Here is an 18,096-nt window from a genome sequence, read left to right on the forward strand (position 1 = left end):
TCTGAAGGAATTGTGGTTTTGAGTTGGAGAGAAGTTACTTCGGAAATCCGCCGGGTTGTACTATGCCCATAGATTGTACTTTAGGGATAATGTAATGAAGCTACGTATTTTAGGCGCTTTCGCGCTTGTTCTTGCTGCTACGGGTCACGCTCAGGCCGACGAACGCGCCGCCGCATCAGCAATCTTCTTTCATGATGTGACGAAATCGACATGCGGTTTCAAGATGACGCCAGAGTCGGCGTTAAAAGCTGCAACCACTCTTGGAATGTCGGGTCTTATTAGCGAGCCATTGCTTTCGGCGGTGTTTGCAATTTGTGGAGAAGTAAAAAAGGGAAACAAAAGCAAAACCATTGTAATCCAGGTTCCCGACAACCGCAAAGTGCTGCGGAAAGTCATGATTGAAAGAGCCAAGTGGTGGCAAGCATGATAAGGGCGGCAGCGCTTGGCGGAGATGACAAACCCGCTGTAACCGCCGGATACCGAAGCAAGTGACAAGTGCTGCATCTTCACCGCGTGTCTGGTGAATTTCAATTGACGCAGGGGAAAGAGTCTCTCCGGCATGCATGGCCGAACATTTAAGGCAGAAACAGCACGTTGTACTGTCCGAAATTGCCCGGCAGGTCGCGGACCTTCATTTCCTCTTCGCGGTCCTCGAAGACGACGAGGCAATCCTCGTAGAACCCCGACAGCATCGATATGAAGGCTTTCGTTCCCTCCGGGCCGTAGAAGAGCGGCGTGAATTCCATATAGAGCGGCACGCGGCGGGCAAGCAGCGGCCGCATCGAGCGGCAGGCGACCGGCTCGTAGCCTTCGATATCCATCCAGACGAGGCCGATTGCGGCCGGATCGACCGAAAGACCGGCAAGGATCTCGGAAACCGGCTTCACCGGCACGCTGATCTTCCTGTCTGTCGGGCTTTGACGGATGGCGCTGCTCTTGCCGTGATTGTTGAGGTTGAGGAAAAAGTCGATCTCGCCTTCGCTCTCGCCGGCGGCGCAGTTGACGAGGCGGACTTTCTCCTCCAGCCGATTCTGGCGAATATTGAGGGCAAGCAGCGGGAAATTGCGCGGATCGGGCTCGATGCTGACAACATGGGCGTAGGTGTCGCTGAGGGCGAAATAGACGGTCTGGGTGCCGATATTGCCGCCGATCTCCAGCAGCGTCGCGTCCTTTCGCAAGAGGCCGCGCTCGCGCAGGATGGCGATCAGCCGGTCGACGGCCTCGCGCTCGAAATGGCCCTTTCGGAAGACCTTGCGGCCGATATAGTCGGCGGGCGAGAAGGTCATCAGGTGGTCGCCGGCGTCGATCGTCATCGAGACGACGCGCGGGCCGATATTTTCGATCAGCAAGCGGCGGCCGAAGCGGGTGTCGAAGAAGCGCGAAGCGGCTCTATTGCGCGCCTTGCGCAGCCGGCGGCTCCAGTATTTGGTGGTCAGCCAGGGCTTGCCGGGCATCAGTCTTTTCCTTCGAGCGGTTCTGCTGCTTTCTCTCTCGGAATGACGTAGACTTTCAAGGGCAGGGCCCGGCCGCGCACACTGATTTCACGGCTTTCGATGCCGGAAAGATCAGCACCCGAAAGGGTCGCCACCGGTTCGGAGATGACGATCGCCGCTTCGAACTCTTTTGCAGCGCTTTCCAACCGGCTCGCGACATTGACGGTATCGCCGATCGCCGTCATGCTGCGCACCCGGCCGTATCCCATCGTGCCGACGACGGCGGGACCGGTGTGAATTCCGATGGCGATGCGCAGCGGCAGCGCCAGTTCATCGGCCAACTCGGCAGCGAGTTTCTCGACCTCGGCGACGATCGCGGCTGCTGCGTTGAGCGCCTGGCGGCAGGCTTCCTCCGGCGCGGTATTGAGGCCGAAGAGCGCCATGGCGCCGTCGCCGATGAACTTGTCGAGCCGCCCGCCCGCCTGCTCCACCGCCTTGCCGATGATGGCGAAATAGCGGTTCAGCAGGAAGACGACGTCGAAGGGCAGGCGGGTTTCCGTCAGCGTGGTGAAATGGCGGATATCGACGAAGAGCACGGCGATTTCACGCTCGCGGCCGGGGCTCGTTTCCTGGCTGTTGGCAGGAAGGGCTGCCTCGACCGCCGGGACGAGAAGCGGCGCGACCGCAACGTCGCGGTTCGGACGAAGCTGGCAGGCGAGCCGGACATCCGGGCCGGCATTGATGCGCTTCAGCGTCGTCTGCTCCATCTTGTCGGGGGCCGGCAGGCTTTCGTAATCGCCAAAGATCTGCACGCGGCAGGTGGAGCACTGGCCCTTGCCGCCGCAGACGGCATAATGCGGCAGGCCACCGAGGCGGCTCGCTTCCAGCACCGAGAAGCCGCGCGGCACCCGGATCACCTCGCCGCCTGGATAATTCACGGCGACCTGATCGAGCCGCTCCTTCAGCTTGCGCCGGGCGCGGGCGACGACGACGATGAGCAGCGAGGCCGAGAAGGCGCCGTAGAGCCCGGCGCGGATCACGGCGACCTGACGGTGAACGTCCGGGTTCGAGGCGTAGCGGGTGTTGACCCCCTCCTTGTAGGCGCTGACCGTCATTGACTGCTGGTAGGAAGGGTCGGCGAGCGCCCGGCCCATTTCGACGAAGCCCAGCAGCGCGAGCACCGGCACGAGGATAGCAAGCGCCAGCATTAGCGGAGCGAAGTCCGGATACCAGGAGCGGTAGCGCAGCCAGAAATGGATGCCGATGCAGCCGTGGATCCAGACGGCGACAACGGCGAACACCTGCCGAACGCCGTTTGTCGGGTTCCTGATCCAGAGCATTCCGACGACCGTCTCGTAGTCATCGATGTAGCCGTAGAATTCGTGGGCGATGCGCGTACCGATGACATGATCGAGGAGCAGCAGCGGGATCATCAAGCCGAGCACGATCTGCGCCATTTCCCCCTTCGGCATGACGAGGCTGCGGCGCATGTAGATGGCGCGCAGCACCAGCGCGATATGGATGAGGACCGACGAATAGAAGATGGCGGTCCCCAGAGGATTGCGCCAGATCGCCAGGAAGAGGTGGGCGGCTTTATCGGCGGCAGCGACGGAAATCAGGCCAATCGCATGGTTCGACAAATGGAAGAGGACGAAGATGAAAATGACGAGGCCGGAACCGAGCCTCGCCCTTCTGATCGTACGCTCCGAAAAAATCCCTGTGGCCGAGACCGTCGTCATTCATTCCCGTTCTTGTCGATGTAACCGCAGGCCCATAGAGATTGAGAAAGAGGCGGAATTGCTTCGATCGCGATCACATTCCATATGCTTATGCGCAAGTTTCCGGCAAAGGGACAAGAGCGGAATTTTTCCGACGGGCGCGAAAGTTGTAAACAGTCTGTCTCACGTGAGGTGTCAATGCGGGTGGCTTTCTACGCGCCGATGAAATCGCCGAACCATCCGGTGCCGTCGGGCGACCGGCTGATGGCGCGACTGCTGATCCGGGCACTGGAGCTTGGCGGGCATCAGGTCGACGTCGCCTCCGAATTCCGTACCTATGCCTCGACACCGCAAGCCGCAGCGGCGCTTGAACCCGCCATCGGCGCCGAACTGGAGCGGCTGCGGCTAAGATGGAAATCCGCGCCGCGGCCGGAACTCTGGTTCTGCTACCACCCCTATTACAAATCGCCCGATCCCTTCGGGCCGGCGATATCAGCCGAATTCGCAATTCCCTACGTCACCGCCGAATCCTCCTATGCGGCAAAACGCGATCGAACCGGCTGGGCAGCTTCACAGAAGCTGGTGGGCGAGGCGATCATGCGGGCGGCGGTCAATATCAGCTTCACCGGGCGCGACCAGGCCGGACTTGCCGCCGCCTTTGCGCAGGCGCGCCTTGCCAGGCTTAACCCCTTCATCGACACGGCGTTGTTCGAGACGGTGTCGCCAGCGCCCGATCAGCGCCGGCTGATGACGGTCGCGATGATGCGGGCCGGCGACAAGATGGACAGTTATGTCATGCTTGCAAAAGCGTTGCGGCTGATCGAAGACCGGCTCTGGACGCTGGCCGTCATCGGCGATGGTCCGTTGCGGCAAGAGGTGGAGGCGCTGTTTGCCGGCTTTCCCGGCCGCATCGAATGGCTGGGCGAGCGGAATGTCGTCGAGATCGCCGAATTGCTCGGACATGGCGGCATCTATGTCTGGCCCGGCTGCGGCGAAGCCTACGGTCTCGCCTATCTCGAGGCCCAGGCAGCCGGTCTTCCTGTCGTGGCGCAGGCAACGGCAGGCGTGCCAGCGGTGGTCGAGGCTGGCGTGACCGGCCTGCTGACGCCGGAGGGTGATGTCGCTGCCTATGCAAGGGCGATCGCAACCCTGCTCGGCGACGGTCAAAAGCGTGACGCGATGGGGCAGGCGGCACGATGCTTCGTGCTCGAGGAGCGTTCGCTTGCGAGGGCTGCCCGTGTCTTGGACGGGATTTTGCGCAGAAGCGCAGGAACAGGAGTGAGGTGATGAACTGGGAACCGTTGGGCCGCGAGCTTGAACGCTGGCGTGCCGCCGGCCGCGTGGTGCGGTTCTGGCTCAGGGACGACGACGCCGTCGAGCCGACGCCTGATCTGGAAAAGCTGCTGTCGCTGACCGGCGACAACGGAATTCCGCTGACGCTTGCCGTCATTCCCGCCCTGACGGGTGAGGCATTGGCCGCGCGGCTGGCGGGGGGAGCAGGCGTCGCTGTCGCCGTGCACGGCTGGTCCCACACCAATCACGCCGGACCTGAGCGCAAGAAGCAGGAACTCGGCGGCGAACGGGCGTCCGAGGTGGTGCTCGGCGAGTTGCGTGAGGGATTACAGCGCCTGAAGCGGCTCCATCCGGCTCGCTTCCTGCCGGTGCTGGTGCCGCCGTGGAACCGGATCGATGCCGCCCTGATTCCTGCATTGCCCGAACTCGGCTTTGCCGCGCTTTCGACTTACGGGCGGGCAAGAGAGGGCGGACCAATCCCGCTGCTCAACACCCACGTCGACATTATTGACTGGCACGGCACGCGCGGCGGCCGCAGCGAGGGGGAACTGGTGGCCGAACTGGTCGCTGAACTCCGCGACCGGCTTGCCGGCAGCGACGAGCCGATCGGCGTGCTCACTCACCATCTGGTTCATGATGCGGCCGCCTGGGATTTTCTGTCCGCCTTGTTTGCAGCGACGGGCCGGCATCCCGCCGTCCGCTGGTCATCGGCGTCGGAATTGCTAGAGCCTTAGACATTGCCGATCAGGCGGCGTGAAACTCGCCCGAGAAACTCTCGCATGAGTGCTACGACGTCATCGAGATGCGTCTCGAGCAGCCAGTGGCCGCCGCCGAGCAGATGCAGTTCGGCATCCGGCAGATCGCGCATGTAGGCTCGCGCCGATTTTTCCGGCATGTAGTGATCATTCGGACCCCAGACGATTAAAGTCGGAGGCCGATATTCGCGCAGATATTTGCGGTGTTCCGGGAACCACGCCCGGTTCTCCTTCAGTCCGGCGATCAGGTCGATGGCGATTTCCTTGCGCCGCGGCGTGATCAGCGACCAGTGCAGCTTCCAGAGATCCGGCGGGACCGTGTCGGCCAGAAGCGGCGGCAGATCGTTGAGGAATTCCTCCTTGAAGGTCTCCTCGCTGACTGTCTCCGCCAGCACCTTCTTCATCTCGGATCTCGGAAGCGTCCATGTCGCCTCGATCTCCGCATACTTCGGCCCGAGGGCATCATCATAGGGGATGTCGCCGTTCTGGATGATCAGCGCCAAGATGCGCTGGGGGTCCTTGATCGCCAACCGCGCACCGATAGGCGACCCGAAGTCGTGGAGGTAGAGGACAAACCGGTCGACATTCATCGCGCTGACGAAGGCCTCCAGCCAGGCAGCGTATCCGTCGAAGCTGTAGTCGAAATCATCAGGCGTGCCGCTGTAGCCCGCACCCGGGAAATCCGGCGCAATCAGGCGCCAATGGTCGGCAAGGCGTGGCATGAGATTGCGAAATTCATAGGATGAGCAGGGATATCCGTGCGGCAGCAACAAGACCGGAGCATCTTCTCGGCCGGCCTCGCGGTAAAAAGTCTCGACGCCTGCAACCGTAACGAAGTGATGTCGGACGAGCGTGGCCACGTTCACGTTCGGTCCTCCTCATACTGCTCGGCGCCCTCCACCGGTCGCAGCCACGCTTCGCGGCGCTTGATCCAGAGTTCGTAGCGTGGCACCAGTGGCGTCGGCGCCTGCGAGAGGATGCCGAGCTTGATTTCCGCCTCCTGGTCATCGGCGGAAAACAGGCGCGCGCCGCAGCCGGTGCAGAAGCGTCGGCCGTGGAATTCGCCGGTTTCGCCGGAATGTTCAAACTGGCCGGCGGGCCAGACCCCGTAGAAGGTGAAGGCCGAACCGCTTTCTTTTCTGCAGTCGGTACAATGACAGATGCCGACGCGCAGCGGTTCGCCCCGCACAGAAAGCTGCACCTGCCCGCAAAGGCATTGTCCGGAAAGCACGGTCATGGCTGATACCCCGTTTCATCGATCTTGCGCTGCCGGGAAAACGGTCGGATCCGACATCTGTTCCGTCAGCAAGGCGCAAGCTGCCGGGCGCGCCCACTTGCGCGGGTACAGGAGACTTGTCGGTTCTAGACCACCATAGTCTGGTTGTCGCGGGCGGCGAAGGCGCCGGGGAAAGCGTCCTGCGCGTGTGCTTCCATCTGCGCCAGCTGTTCGTCCGTGCGGGAGGGCGCGTGGTGGAACAAGGCGAAGCGCTTCGCGCCGGCCATTTTCGCAAGCTCGGTGCCGTGCTGCCAGGTCGAATGGCCGAAGCCCTTGAAACGCTGCATCTCGTCTTCATTGTAAGTGCAGTCGTAGACGACGAGATCGGCGCCCTGCATCATCTCCAGCGAAACCGGATCGTAGCTGCCTGGAATATGCTCGATGTCATAGACGAGAGCGACCGAACGGCCCTGCCATTCGATGCGGTAGCCGATGGCGCCGCCCGGATGGTTCAGCATGAAGGTCTTGATCTCAATGCCCGCATGGGGCGTCAGCACCTGACCGGCATGGAAATCGCGGAAGTTCATCGTCGCCTGGCAGATGTCGGTCTTAACCGGAAACCAGGGCGGGCTGATGAACTGCTCGACCATTTCCCGCGTGCTCATCTTGCCATGGAGATGGCCGGACCAGATGTTGACGTTGATCGAGGGATAATAGATCGCCTTGAAGAAGGGCAGGCCGATGATGTGGTCGTAGTGGCAGTGGCTGAAGAACAGATCGACGTCGCTGACGCTGTCGGCGAGCAGCGAGAGCCCAGCCTCGCGCAGGCCGGAGCCCGCGTCGAAGATCATCCGATGTTCTCCGCAGCGAATTTCGATGCAGGAAGTGTTACCGCCGTAGCGATCGAACTCGGGGCCCGACACGGGAATACTGCCGCGGACGCCCCAAAATTTTACCTGAAATAAATCTGTCGTCATCGTTCTTCAAACCGGCCTTCCCGCATCGCCATCGTAGTCATTGTTCATCCCGATGCGAAGCAGTAGAATTCCACGGGTTTGCCTGCGGCCCCTTTCATTCTCCTAACCGCTAGCGGAAGAAGAAGTAGATTTTCCTAAGCAATCGGCTTTCGCTTCGGAAAGCAACCCAGTATGGTTGGTTTTCGGTAAACGGGCTGCTGAGGGCGGGACATTTTCCCGTACGTCATGCCTATTAGATGGTTGCGCGCGATTGAAAAAACAATTGCCGCCCTGTTGAGCCGAAAAATCCGGTTTTAAGAGCAGCACGAAAGCCCCGTGAAAGGGCTTCGCCCAACACGCATGGGGCACGGTGTTATGGTCAGGCCCTGCCGGCCGCTTCCACGTTCTCCGGCAGCATCATATGAGAAAATTCTAATTCCTGTTCTGCGAATGTTTTCTTGATTGAGAATGCCAGAAAGAGATATATCCGACGATACAGAAAATATAAGAGACTCGCCATGTTGCAGCCGGCTATCAACGAGACCATTGCCGAGACCAGCTACAGGCGCATTCGGGCCGACATCATTTTTGGCCGGCTGGCTCCAGGACAAAAATTGAAGCTGGAAAGCCTGAAGGAGTCCTACGAGACCAGCATCAGTACACTTCGGGAGGTGCTGAACCGGCTGTCCTCCGAGGGGCTCGTCGCTGCCGAGGGACAAAAGGGTTTCGAAGTGTCTCCGGTATCCGTTTCGGACCTCAAGGAGACAGCGGCGCTGAGGCTTCTGCTGGAAACACATGCGCTGGAACAGTCGTTCGTGCATGGCGACGTAGAGTGGGAGGCTCCCCTGGTATCGGCGCATTACAAATTGGCGCGGATGGAACGGGTGATGGCATCCGGCGACACCAGCAGGGCCGAGGACTGGAAGCGCTACGACTGGGAGTTCCACCAGGCCCTGATATCCGCCTGCGGGTCGAAGCTGCTGATGGAAACGCATTCGGTGATCTTCGACAGATATCTCAGATATCAGATGGTTGCCTTGTCCTATCGAGGCGATGTCGCCGCCAATGAACACCAGCAGCTTTTGGATGCGGCGCTGCGACGTGATGCGGAGACGGCCAAGCGCGTGCTTGTGCTGCATATCCAAGGCGGGGTCGAACATGCGCTGGCAAGAGGGACGCTGAAATAGAAATGATCCGGATGTTGCTCTTCGAGCTTTAGGTCCACCAACACAGGTGACATTTCGGCAAAACCAGGAAAAAGCCATGCTCAAGCAAATCCATGATCCGGCTGAAACAGTAAGCGATGTCGTCTTCCGGCAGATCCGCCAGGATATTATATCTGGGACATTGCCGCCGGGGGCCAAGATCAAGCTGGAGCAGGCAAAGGAGCGCTACTCCATCGGCATTTCATCGCTGCGTGAAATTCTAAGCCGCCTGACGACGGAAAACCTCGTTGTCGCCGAGGGGCAGCGCGGCTTTGAAGTCAGCCCTGCTTCGCGCCGCGAACTTCTGGAGCTCGCCGACCTCCGGATTGTTCTTGAAACGCATGCGATCGGCCTTGCATTCGCTGCGGGAAATCTTGAATGGGAGGGGCGCATCGTCGCTGCCCATCACAGGCTGGCTGCCGCCGAACGCAAGCTGCTTGCGGGTGACGTCTCGCGGACCGTCGACTGGGTTCGATACGACTGGGAGTTCCATCAGGCGATCGTCTCGGCCTGCAATTCAGCGACGCTGATGGCGACATTGTCGTCTGTCTTCGACCGCTTTCTTCGTTACCATATGCTGGCTGAGAGTTTTCGCGGCAAGCCAGTCGTCGATGACCACAGGCTTTTGTTTGAACTTTCCATTCAGCGCGACGTCGCTGGCGCGACCGACGTCGTCAGAACGCACGTTCAAAGCGGCGTGGAGCATGTGCTGAAGAGCGGCCGGATTCGCTAGAGCAATTCCGGGAAAAGTGCGAAGCAGTTTTTCAAAACAAAAGCTTAGAGTGGCTCTGCTCTCGATGAAAAACTGAACCGCTCTAAACCAGGGCCTCAAGAGGCGTCTTTCGGAATTCCTTCCGGACGCATCTGTTTCTTCAGGGCGGCGATCCGGAAAATTGCGTTCGGCGCGCCGTAGCCGCGGTAGCCGCGGCGCTCGACGATCTCGAAAAAGAAACCCTCTCCATAGGTTCCGCTATAGAGCTGGAAATATTCGCCATGCTCGTCCCGATCATAGAGGATGTTCTCCGCCTTCAGCCGCTCGGTCAGGGCAGGATCGAGGCCGAAGCGTGCTTCGACGTCATCGTAGTAGTTCGGCGAAATGTGCAGCGATCTGAAACCACAGGCACGAAGGTTTTCGGCGGTCGCAAAGATGTCGTCGGTCAGGAACGCCAGGTGCTGGATGCCGGCCCCGAATTTCTCGGCCATGAAATGTCCCGCCAAGGTGCGGCGGTTCTCGGCGCCGTTCATGGTGATGCGCAGCGCGCCGGTGTCGTTCTCGACGACTTGGCTGTGGACCACCCCGGCCGGATCGATGATATCGACCATCGGGGTCTTCCGCGTCTCGAAAATGGAGGTGTAGAACAAAAGCCAGGTGAGCATTTCATCGTAGCCGACCGTCTGGGCGACGTGATCAATGCGCAAAAGACCAGCAGACGGCGCGTCGCTGTGGTCCGTGACCGGCTGAAAGTCGATTTCGGAGAAACGACCCAATGCGCTCTTGTCGTCGATGAGATAGATGATTCCGCCTCCCACGCCCCGAATGGCAGGCAGCTCGAGCTCACCGTCTGCGACAGGCTGGGTGAATGGCTCTGCATCCAAGGCGAGCGCGCGCTCATAGGCCTTTGTCGCATCGTCGACGATCAGGGCCATGGCATAGGCAAAAGTACCGTGAACGGCGTAGGCCGCGTTGGCAAATCCTGCCTGATCGACATTGACGAGGATCCGGATCTTGCCCTGCTCGAAGAGGGAGACCTTTTTCGTGCGGTGGACCGCCGTCTTTTTGAACCCGAGAGTGCGCAGCAATGCAACCAGTTCGACTTCGTCTTCCTCGTCCGTGGCAAACTCGACGAAGCCGACGCCCTTGACGGAAGGCCTTTCCGGCATCGCCGCCCCGGTCATGCTGCCGATGCCGAGATGGCGGCGCACCTGATCGCCAAGATAGATCAGCGAGCGGTGGCCATCGGCGGCAATCGCCCGCGACAAACCGCCTCGAAACTGGTCGTTGAAGATCTCCAGGGAGAAATACCCGTCATAACCTGTTGCCGCGACGGCTTCGGTGAACGCCGTGACGGGAAGGTCGCCTTCCCCCGGCATGTTTCGGAAGTGGCGGCTCCAATAGAGCAGGTCCATGTCAATCAGCGGCGCATCGGCAAGCTGGACGATGAAGATCTTCTCCTTAGGAATCGAGCGGATGGAATTGACGTCGATCTTGCGCGACAAAGTGTGGAAGCTGTCGAGGATAAGACCGACATTCGGATGATCGGCGCGACGGACGATCTCCCAGGCGTCGCGGTGGTCGCTGATATGGCGACCCCAGGCAAGCGCCTCGTAGCCCACCCTCAGTCCTCGCCTGGCGGCACGCTCGCCGAGTTCATGAAAGTCCTCTGCCGCCCGGTCGATGCCGCCGATCGCGGCCGGCGAGACGTTCGAGCATACGAGCACCAGGTCCGTTCCCAGCTGCTGCATGACGTCGAACTTCCGTTCCGCGCGGTCAAACGTGCGGCTCCGCAGCGGCTCCGGCATGCCCTCGAAATCACGAAATGGCTGAAACAGGGTAATCTCCAGGCCGTGGTCGCGGACGAGTTTTCCGACATCGGCCGGCCTGCCGTCGAAGGCGAGGAAGTCATTCTCGAAGATCTCGACGCCGTCGAAGCCCGCTCGGGCGATCGCCTCGAGCTTCTCCGGCAGTTCGCCGCTGATCGTTACAGTCGCAATCGAGGTCCTCATGTCAAAGCCCTTCCGATATCCGTGCGGGATTGAACGAGCGCCGAACACAAAGATGCATTCCAGAAAACCGCTCGTTACTATTATGGCAAATGTCGTGAGGAATTCAAATAGCGTGTCTTATTATAAACTCTCATATGATTTTTAAAAACTCTGTTGATTTCAGCGCTCGTCTCTGGCAATCATTCCTCACACAGTCAAAAGGTGAGGTGGCTGTCCGGTCGAATGACCGCCAAAGGAGGAGGAGTTACATGTTCAAGTCTTTCCTAACGCGTGGAAACGCGATGCTCGGAGCCGCAGCCCTGGTGGCTGCCGTCACCCTGGCGCAACCGGCCGCCGCCATCACGCCTGATGAAATCAAGGCTCGCGGCAAGATCATCGTCGGAATTCAGGGTGACAACCCGCCCTGGGGTTTCGTGACCAGCGGCGGCAAACAGGACGGCCTCGACGCCGACATCGCAACGCTGTTTGCCAAGGAACTGGGTGTATCCGTCGAGTTCGTGCCGCTTGAAGTCAACAATCGCATTCCCGCACTGACGGCCGGCCGTGTCGACGTTCTCTTCGCAACGATGGCGATGCTGCCGGATCGCGCAAAGGCCGTGCAGTTCAGCAAGCCCTATGTTGCCAACGCGATCGTTCTGATTGGTCCGAAATCGGCTGAGATCAAGACGAATGCCGACATGGCCAAGTTCACTGTCGGCGTCGCCAAGGGTGCGGCTCAGGACACGCAGGTGACCAAGAACGCGCCGCCGAGCACGACCATCCGGCGCTATGATGGAGACGCCGCGAGTGTCCAAGCGCTGGTGTCCGGCCAGGTCGAGACACTCGGGGGCAATATCTTCTACATGGACCGGGTGGAGAAGGCCCGTCCGGGCGAATTCGAAAACAAGCTTGAATTCCAGAAGCTCTACAACGGTGCTTGCACGCGTCTCGGCGAAAAGGAAATCAATGCGGCGCTCAACACCTTCATCGACAAGATCAAGGCCAACGGCGACCTCAAGGCAGTCTACGACAAGTGGATGAAGGTTCCGGTACCGGAATTCCCGGAAAAGCTGGAAGGCATTCCATTCGCGGCGAACTGAGCGAACGGCAAAGGATGGCTGGCTTTCGCGTCGGTGGCCGCCCGATTGCCCCTCACCCTAACCCTCTCCCCGTAAGGACGGGGAGAGGGGACGTGCTCCACGGGACGCTGGCGAGGGACGGAGAGGTCACGGCTTGATCCCTTCGCCCCGTTTACGGGGAGAAGGTGGCGGCAGCCGGATGAGGGGCAGGCGGCCATCTCCTGGCGCGGGAATATTGAGGTCCAGACGAAGCCCTTACCAATGAAGGCGGGCAGCCATGCCCGTCAACGCAACCGCCATACCCACGGCCCTGAGGTGCGCGACATGACCAGAACCATTTTTGTGCTCAACGGACCGAACCTGAATCTGCTCGGTGAGCGCGAGCCCGCCATCTACGGCTCGGTGACGCTGGCCAATATCAAGGACAAGTGCCTCGCAAAGGCTGACAGTCTCGGCTTTGCCATCGACTTCCGGCAGACCAATTTCGAGGGCGAACTGGTGGAGAGCGTGCATAAGGCCAGGACAGACGCCTGTGGCATCATCATCAATCCTGCCGGTTATACCTTCACATCGATCGCTCTTCTGGATGCGTTGAAAATGTTCGACCCGCCGAAGATCGAGCTGCACATTTCGAATGTTCATGCGCGCGAGAGCATCTACCACAATTCGCTGATCTCGCGCGTTGCCACCGCCATCATGATCGGCTTTGGAGCCGACGGCTACGAACTGGCTATCCAGGCGATGGCTGGAATGGTCAAGCGGGACTGAACTTTCAGGAACACGGACCGGAAGGGTCGCCATGAATTATAAGTTGGATTTCACCCCGGTCATAGATGGCCTGCCGAGCCTTCTGCTTGGCTGTCTCGGGACATTCTTGCTTGCCATTTGTGGGATGTTGCTGGCGATCATCATCGGAATTGGCGGCGTTGCGCTGCGCGACTCTGCGTTCAAGCCGGCGCGATGGCTGGTCATCGCCTTCATCGAATTGATCCGCAACACGCCGTTCCTGGTCCAGATCTTCTTCATCTATTTTGCGCTTCCGCTCACGGGCATCAGGCTGGATCCGACGCCGACGGCGATTATCGCGCTCGGCATCAACGGTGGTGCCTACGCCATCGAGATCATTCGCGGCGGTGTTCAGTCGATCCCTAGGGGACAGATGGAAGCGGGGCTGGCCCTTGGTCTGCACAAGGCTCAGGTCTTCCGGCTGATCATTCTCAAGCCGGCATTGCGGGCGATCTATCCGTCCCTGACCAGCCAGTTCGTCCTCCTGACGCTCACCACCAGCATTGCATCGGCGATTTCGGCCTACGAGCTGACCTCCGTATCGCAGCGCATCGAGTCGGAGAGCTTCCGAAGCTTCGAGGTCTACTTCACGGTCACGGTTTTCTATTTCGTGATCTCCTGGCTGATGATGCGAATCTTCGCGCTGTTTTCGGCGCGCTACTTCAAATATCCGGTCAAGTAGGAGGAATTCCATGGGTCACGACGAATTCGTCTTCCTCCTCATCGGCTTGAAATGGACCGTGGTCCTGTCTGCCGTCGGCTTCGTCTGCGGCGGCATTGCAGGGCTCGGCGTCGCCCTTGCGCGCGCCTCGGGCATACCGCTGCTGGAACGCGTCACGGCCGGCTACATCGCCGTCTTCCAGGGAACCCCGCTGCTCATGCAGCTTTTCGTCGTCTATTACGGCCTCGCTTTGGTCGGGCTGATGCTCGACGCCTGGGTGGCCGTTGCCATCGGCCTGACCCTGCATGCCAGCGCCTATCTGGGCGAGATCTGGCGCGGATCGATCGAAGCGGTGCCGCGCGGCCAGACGGAAGCGGCCAAGGCTCTCAGCCTCAGATACGTCTCGCGTATGAGGGATGTCATCCTGCCGCAGGCGCTGCGCATCTCGCTGCCAGCCACGGTCGGTTTCCTCGTGCAGCTGATCAAAGGCACCTCGCTTGCATCGATCGTCGGCTTCACCGAGCTGACGCGGGCCGGCAACATCATTTCCAACCAGATCTTCCAACCGCTGACGGTCTTCGGCATCGTCGGCGCTCTCTACTTCCTGATGTGCTGCCCACTGACGATCCTTGGCGCGCGCCTCGAACGAAAGTTTGCCGTCTCTGCGCGCTGATCCGCATCGCCCATTCTTCGACGCGGTCCAGCCCGCCAACGTGGAGTTCTACTGATGACCAGTCCCAGTCCTGCTCAAGGCGCAGAGACCATGATCACCATGGAGCGGGTGGAGAAGTGGTATGGTGCTTTTCAAGCCCTGCACGACATCAACATATCGGTTCGCAGCGGCGAGAGGATCGTGTTGTGCGGGCCTTCCGGCAGTGGGAAGTCGACGCTCATCCGCTGCATCAACCATCTCGAGACCTACGAGAAAGGTGAAATCCGCGTCGGCGGAATTCTTCTAGGCAATCAGGCCAAGACCATCGATGCGATCCGTCGTGAGGTCGGCATGGTCTTCCAGCAGTTCAATCTGTTTCCCCATCTGACGGTGCTGCAGAACTGCATGCTGGCGCCGATGAAGGCTGCCGGCGTCGGCAAGGCGGAGGCCGAGGAACGGGCACGCGGGCTGCTCGAGCGGGTCAAGATCCTGGAGCAGGCCGACAAATATCCGGTGCAGCTTTCGGGTGGTCAGCAGCAGCGCGTGGCCATTGCCCGCGCGCTTTGCATGCGGCCGAAGGTGATGCTGTTCGACGAGCCGACGTCGGCGCTTGATCCGGAGATGGTCAAGGAGGTGCTGGATACGATGATTGCGCTCGCCGACGAGGGCATGACGATGATCTGCGTCACCCACGAAATGGGCTTTGCCCGTCAGGTCGCCGATCGCGTGATTTTCATGGCCAGCGGCGCGATCGTCGAGGAAGCCCCGCCGGCCGAGTTCTTCACAAACCCACAGCATGAGCGAACCAGGAAATTCCTCGGAGAGATCCTGCGGAAGTAATGCGTTTCAAGGTCGATGCCTCTGGCAAATTATGGGAGCAGGCAATGAAGCCGCTGGAGATTGCAGTCATGGGAGCTGGCCTCATCGGCAGGCGCCACGTCGAGCGTATTATGTCCGAGCCCGGAACCGTTCTCTCGGCGGTGATCGATCCTTCTGCCGCCGGTCGCGACTTTGCCGAGACTGTCGGCGCCCGATGGTACCGGAGCTTCTCAGGCATCCGCGTCGAGGACAGGCCTGACGGCGTCATCGTGGCAACGCCGAACCAGCTCCACGTTGAGAACGGAATGGAGATCGTCGCTGCCGGCATTCCTGTCCTCATCGAGAAACCGATCGCCGATGATGTCGATGCTGCCGCAGCACTGGTTGCCGCCGGCGAGAAGGCAGGCATACCGCTGCTGGTTGGCCATCACAGACGCCACAATCCGATGATCCAGGCGGTCAAACAGATCGTCGACGGCGGAAGGCTTGGCCGGATCCTCACGGTGCACGGCACGTTCTGGGTCGCCAAGCCCGACGACTATTTCGACATTCCCTGGCGGCGCGAGGCGGGCGCCGGCCCGGTCTTCGTCAACCTGATCCACGATGTCGATCTCTTCCGATATTTCTTCGGCGAGGTCGAAGCCGTCCATGCGATGGAATCCCACGCCGTGCGGAACCATGCCGTCGAGGATACGGCTGTCGTCACGCTGCGTTTCGCAAGCGGGGTGCTTGCAACCCTCAACGGCAGCGATGCCGTGGCCGCGCCCTGGAGCTGGGAGACGACCACCGGCGAAAACCCCGCTTTTCCCCGTTACGATCAATTCTGCTACCAGATCGGCGGCACCAAGGGTTCGCTCGGAATTCCCGATCTGACGCTTTGGACGAGCCCTTCGAAGCCCGATTGGCTGGAGCCGCTTGCCCAGGAGCGCGTGCCTTACCAAGCCGCCGATCCCCTTTGCGTTCAGCTCAGACACTTTTGCGACGTCATTCGTGGCGGTGCCACGCCTCTGGTGAGTGGCCGGGAGGGCCTTGCTACGCTCAGGGTCGTCGAAGCGATCAAGAGATCGGCACGCTTAGGGCAGATGATCCACCTCTCCAATGGCAGCGCCTCTTCCGATCCCCAGAAAGTCTGACCACATGATCACCGGGACGACCAAACTCATCGCTCACCTCGGCTATCCCACGGAGTCCTTCAAGGCCCCGCTGATCTACAATCCGTACTTTCAGAAGAACGGAATTGATGCCGTCGTCGTGCCGATGGGCTGCAGGCCGGAGGATTATCCGGCATTTCTGAAGCTTCTGTTCCGGTTGTCCAACATCCACGGTGCTCTGATCACGATGCCGCACAAGGTTTCGACAATGGCACTGCTCGACGAAACATCGACCAACGCAAAAGTCGCCGGCTCGTGCAATGCAGTGCGTCTCGGTTCGGACGGCAGGCTGATCGGTGACATGTTCGATGGCGAGGGCTTCGTTCGCGGCGTGTTGCGCAAGGGTAAAAAGGTTGAAGGAGCCCATGCGCTCATTGCGGGCGCCGGCGGCGTCGGCTCGGCGATCGCCGCGTCATTGGCACAGGCGGGTGTGGACCACCTCGCCATCTTCGATGCCAACCAGACGACCGCGACCGCGCTGCTGGACAGGCTGAAGAAATATTATCCGCATCTTGAAGTGACGGTCGGCTCCGCCGATCCCGAAGGTTTCGACATTGTCGTCAATGCGACGCCTCTCGGCATGCGGCGAGGTGACCCGCTGCCGATCGATATCGACCGCATCTCGCCATCGACCTTCGTCGGCGAAGTCGTGTTGACGAAGGAGATAACCCCTTTTCTTGAGGCCGTGCGGGCGCGCGGCTGCGCATTTCAGGTGGGGACGGACATGTTGTTCGAACAGATCCCCGCCTATCTCGAATTCTTCGAATTCCCGACGACGACGGCCGACAATCTCCGTGCCATCGCCAAACTCGGATGATGCGAATTCAGAGCATGATGCCGAAAGTGTGAGCGGTTTTTCGGACGACATCCTGTTCTAGAGCGAGGCGGTGATGCCGCCATCGACCGTCAGCATATGGCCGTTGACGAAGGAAGAGGCATCCGAGGCGAGGAAGACGGCGGCGCCGACGAGCTCCTTGACCTCGCCCCAGCGGCCCGCCGGCGTGCGGGTTTCCAGCCAGCCAGAAAACTTCGGATCGTCGACAAGCGCCTGGTTGAGCGGCGTGCGGAAATAGCCGGGCGCGATCGCATTGACCTGCAGGCCGTATTTCGCCCAGTCGGTGGCCATGCCGCGCGTGAGGTTCTTCACCGCGCCTTTGGTCGCGGTATAGGGCGCGATACCGGGACGGGCGAGTTCGGCCTGGACGGAGGCGATGTTGATGATCTTGCCGCAGCCGCGCGATATCATCGCCTGGGCGACCGGCTGGCTGACATAGAACAGGCTGGAGACATTGGTCTTGAAGATCTCGTCCCATTTGTCGACCGGGAAGTTCTCCAGCGGTGTGCGAAACTGCATGCCGGCATTGTTGACGAGGATGTCGATCGGGCCGATCTCCTCCTCGATATAGGCGATGGCGGTGCGGCTCGCCTCCGCATCGGTGACGTCGAAAGCGGCGCTGACCGCATGGCGATGGCTGCGACGAATATCCTCGGCGGCGGCCTCCGCCTTCTGCGCGTTGCGGCCGTTGATGATGATCGAAGCACCATGCTCAGCAAGCCCGACCGCCAATGCGCGGCCGATGCCCTGACTGGAGCCGGTGACGAGGGCGCGGCGGCCGGAGAGGTCGAAAAGGGGGAAGGTCACCAGGCTACTCTCATCTTGGGATGTCAA

Annotated in this window: 19 protein-coding genes; 12 read left to right on the forward strand and 7 right to left on the reverse strand. The window is 60.4% G+C overall.

The window, feature by feature from the left end; translation table 11 throughout:
• Positions 1–94 precede the first annotated feature (94 nt).
• Positions 95–427 (forward strand): hypothetical protein, encoded by a 333-nt coding sequence (locus tag N2600_RS30090; protein ID WP_222295325.1) that lies wholly within the window; start codon positions 95–97, stop codon positions 425–427.
• A gap of 148 nt (positions 428–575) precedes the next feature.
• Here N2600_RS30090 and N2600_RS30095 read toward each other — a convergent pair whose 3' ends face one another.
• Together N2600_RS30095 and N2600_RS30100 are read right to left on the reverse strand one after the other, a co-directional pair.
• Positions 576–1,454 carry an FkbM family methyltransferase gene (locus tag N2600_RS30095; protein WP_170256474.1) on the reverse strand — a complete coding sequence of 293 codons (879 nt, stop codon included), beginning with the start codon at positions 1,452–1,454 and terminating at the stop codon, positions 576–578.
• A complete protein-coding gene (locus tag N2600_RS30100) occupies positions 1,454–3,172 on the reverse strand; it encodes an adenylate/guanylate cyclase domain-containing protein (protein WP_222386864.1) in 1,719 nt (572 codons plus the stop codon). The genes N2600_RS30095 and N2600_RS30100 overlap by 1 nt, the downstream gene beginning before the upstream one ends.
• Before the next feature lie 177 nt (positions 3,173–3,349).
• On the opposite strand from N2600_RS30100, the gene N2600_RS30105 reads away from it, so the two are divergent.
• Together N2600_RS30105 and N2600_RS30110 are read left to right on the forward strand one after the other, a co-directional pair.
• Positions 3,350–4,438 carry a glycosyltransferase family 4 protein gene (locus N2600_RS30105; protein ID WP_162115203.1) on the forward strand — a complete coding sequence of 363 codons (1,089 nt, stop codon included), beginning with the start codon at positions 3,350–3,352 and terminating at the stop codon, positions 4,436–4,438.
• On the forward strand, positions 4,438–5,178 hold the full coding sequence (locus tag N2600_RS30110) for a polysaccharide deacetylase family protein (protein WP_222386865.1): 741 nt from the start codon (positions 4,438–4,440) through the stop codon (positions 5,176–5,178). The genes N2600_RS30105 and N2600_RS30110 overlap by 1 nt, the downstream gene beginning before the upstream one ends.
• On the opposite strand, the gene N2600_RS30115 is transcribed toward N2600_RS30110, so the two are convergent.
• From N2600_RS30115 to N2600_RS30125, 3 genes are all read right to left on the reverse strand, one after another.
• Positions 5,175–6,059 (reverse strand): alpha/beta fold hydrolase, encoded by an 885-nt coding sequence (locus N2600_RS30115; RefSeq protein WP_222386925.1) that lies wholly within the window; start codon positions 6,057–6,059, stop codon positions 5,175–5,177. The genes N2600_RS30110 and N2600_RS30115 overlap by 4 nt on opposite strands.
• A gap of 2 nt (positions 6,060–6,061) precedes the next feature.
• The gene (locus N2600_RS30120) at positions 6,062–6,436 is read right to left on the reverse strand and encodes a GFA family protein (RefSeq protein ID WP_162115205.1); all 375 of its coding nucleotides are present in this window, start codon (positions 6,434–6,436) and stop codon (positions 6,062–6,064) included.
• Between the two features lie 125 nt (positions 6,437–6,561).
• On the reverse strand, positions 6,562–7,392 hold the full coding sequence (locus N2600_RS30125; protein WP_170256478.1) for an MBL fold metallo-hydrolase: 831 nt from the start codon (positions 7,390–7,392) through the stop codon (positions 6,562–6,564).
• 497 nt (positions 7,393–7,889) lie between these two features.
• Between N2600_RS30125 and N2600_RS30130 the strand changes: the two genes are divergently transcribed.
• Positions 7,890–8,558 carry a GntR family transcriptional regulator gene (locus N2600_RS30130; RefSeq protein WP_260299632.1) on the forward strand — a complete coding sequence of 223 codons (669 nt, stop codon included), beginning with the start codon at positions 7,890–7,892 and terminating at the stop codon, positions 8,556–8,558.
• A gap of 76 nt (positions 8,559–8,634) precedes the next feature.
• Positions 8,635–9,309: a GntR family transcriptional regulator gene (locus N2600_RS30135; RefSeq protein WP_170256480.1), complete on the forward strand. Its 675-nt coding sequence runs from the start codon at positions 8,635–8,637 to the stop codon at positions 9,307–9,309.
• Between the two features lie 95 nt (positions 9,310–9,404).
• On the opposite strand, the gene N2600_RS30140 is transcribed toward N2600_RS30135, so the two are convergent.
• Positions 9,405–11,300 (reverse strand): bifunctional sugar phosphate isomerase/epimerase/4-hydroxyphenylpyruvate dioxygenase family protein, encoded by a 1,896-nt coding sequence (locus N2600_RS30140; protein WP_260299633.1) that lies wholly within the window; start codon positions 11,298–11,300, stop codon positions 9,405–9,407.
• 248 nt (positions 11,301–11,548) lie between these two features.
• On the opposite strand from N2600_RS30140, the gene N2600_RS30145 reads away from it, so the two are divergent.
• From N2600_RS30145 to N2600_RS30175, 7 genes are all read left to right on the forward strand, one after another.
• Complete coding sequence (locus N2600_RS30145) at positions 11,549–12,379, forward strand: transporter substrate-binding domain-containing protein (RefSeq protein ID WP_222386867.1); 831 nt, start codon at positions 11,549–11,551, stop codon at positions 12,377–12,379.
• A 303-nt stretch (positions 12,380–12,682) separates the two neighbouring features.
• A complete protein-coding gene (locus N2600_RS30150; protein ID WP_222295321.1) occupies positions 12,683–13,126 on the forward strand; it encodes a type II 3-dehydroquinate dehydratase in 444 nt (147 codons plus the stop codon).
• A gap of 31 nt (positions 13,127–13,157) precedes the next feature.
• On the forward strand, positions 13,158–13,826 hold the full coding sequence (locus N2600_RS30155) for an amino acid ABC transporter permease (protein WP_260299634.1): 669 nt from the start codon (positions 13,158–13,160) through the stop codon (positions 13,824–13,826).
• Between the two features lie 10 nt (positions 13,827–13,836).
• Complete coding sequence (locus N2600_RS30160) at positions 13,837–14,478, forward strand: amino acid ABC transporter permease (RefSeq protein ID WP_260299635.1); 642 nt, start codon at positions 13,837–13,839, stop codon at positions 14,476–14,478.
• 54 nt (positions 14,479–14,532) lie between these two features.
• The gene (locus tag N2600_RS30165; protein WP_130671043.1) at positions 14,533–15,297 is read left to right on the forward strand and encodes an amino acid ABC transporter ATP-binding protein; all 765 of its coding nucleotides are present in this window, start codon (positions 14,533–14,535) and stop codon (positions 15,295–15,297) included.
• A 44-nt stretch (positions 15,298–15,341) separates the two neighbouring features.
• Complete coding sequence (locus tag N2600_RS30170; protein WP_260299636.1) at positions 15,342–16,409, forward strand: Gfo/Idh/MocA family protein; 1,068 nt, start codon at positions 15,342–15,344, stop codon at positions 16,407–16,409.
• Between the two features lie 4 nt (positions 16,410–16,413).
• On the forward strand, positions 16,414–17,244 hold the full coding sequence (locus N2600_RS30175; RefSeq protein WP_162115211.1) for a shikimate dehydrogenase family protein: 831 nt from the start codon (positions 16,414–16,416) through the stop codon (positions 17,242–17,244).
• A gap of 57 nt (positions 17,245–17,301) precedes the next feature.
• Here N2600_RS30175 and N2600_RS30180 read toward each other — a convergent pair whose 3' ends face one another.
• Positions 17,302–18,069 (reverse strand): SDR family oxidoreductase, encoded by a 768-nt coding sequence (locus N2600_RS30180; protein WP_260299637.1) that lies wholly within the window; start codon positions 18,067–18,069, stop codon positions 17,302–17,304.
• Positions 18,070–18,096 lie beyond the last annotated feature (27 nt).

Origin of the sequence: Rhizobium sp. WSM1274 (assembly GCF_025200775.1) — a bacterium.
Taxonomy (GTDB): domain Bacteria; phylum Pseudomonadota; class Alphaproteobacteria; order Rhizobiales; family Rhizobiaceae; genus Rhizobium; species Rhizobium leguminosarum_I.

Coding starts and splice junctions, on each gene's coding strand:
- N2600_RS30090 (WP_222295325.1), top strand. CDS start 95: ATGAAGCTACGTATTTTAGGCGCTTTCGCGCTTGTTCTTGCTGCTACG.
- N2600_RS30095 (WP_170256474.1), bottom strand. CDS start 1,454: ATGCCCGGCAAGCCCTGGCTGACCACCAAATACTGGAGCCGCCGGCTG.
- N2600_RS30100 (WP_222386864.1), bottom strand. CDS start 3,172: ATGACGACGGTCTCGGCCACAGGGATTTTTTCGGAGCGTACGATCAGA.
- N2600_RS30105 (WP_162115203.1), top strand. CDS start 3,350: ATGCGGGTGGCTTTCTACGCGCCGATGAAATCGCCGAACCATCCGGTG.
- N2600_RS30110 (WP_222386865.1), top strand. CDS start 4,438: ATGAACTGGGAACCGTTGGGCCGCGAGCTTGAACGCTGGCGTGCCGCC.
- N2600_RS30120 (WP_162115205.1), bottom strand. CDS start 6,436: ATGACCGTGCTTTCCGGACAATGCCTTTGCGGGCAGGTGCAGCTTTCT.
- N2600_RS30125 (WP_170256478.1), bottom strand. CDS start 7,392: ATGACGACAGATTTATTTCAGGTAAAATTTTGGGGCGTCCGCGGCAGT.
- N2600_RS30130 (WP_260299632.1), top strand. CDS start 7,890: ATGTTGCAGCCGGCTATCAACGAGACCATTGCCGAGACCAGCTACAGG.
- N2600_RS30135 (WP_170256480.1), top strand. CDS start 8,635: ATGCTCAAGCAAATCCATGATCCGGCTGAAACAGTAAGCGATGTCGTC.
- N2600_RS30140 (WP_260299633.1), bottom strand. CDS start 11,300: ATGAGGACCTCGATTGCGACTGTAACGATCAGCGGCGAACTGCCGGAG.
- N2600_RS30145 (WP_222386867.1), top strand. CDS start 11,549: ATGTTCAAGTCTTTCCTAACGCGTGGAAACGCGATGCTCGGAGCCGCA.
- N2600_RS30150 (WP_222295321.1), top strand. CDS start 12,683: ATGACCAGAACCATTTTTGTGCTCAACGGACCGAACCTGAATCTGCTC.
- N2600_RS30155 (WP_260299634.1), top strand. CDS start 13,158: ATGAATTATAAGTTGGATTTCACCCCGGTCATAGATGGCCTGCCGAGC.
- N2600_RS30160 (WP_260299635.1), top strand. CDS start 13,837: ATGGGTCACGACGAATTCGTCTTCCTCCTCATCGGCTTGAAATGGACC.
- N2600_RS30165 (WP_130671043.1), top strand. CDS start 14,533: ATGACCAGTCCCAGTCCTGCTCAAGGCGCAGAGACCATGATCACCATG.
- N2600_RS30170 (WP_260299636.1), top strand. CDS start 15,342: ATGAAGCCGCTGGAGATTGCAGTCATGGGAGCTGGCCTCATCGGCAGG.
- N2600_RS30175 (WP_162115211.1), top strand. CDS start 16,414: ATGATCACCGGGACGACCAAACTCATCGCTCACCTCGGCTATCCCACG.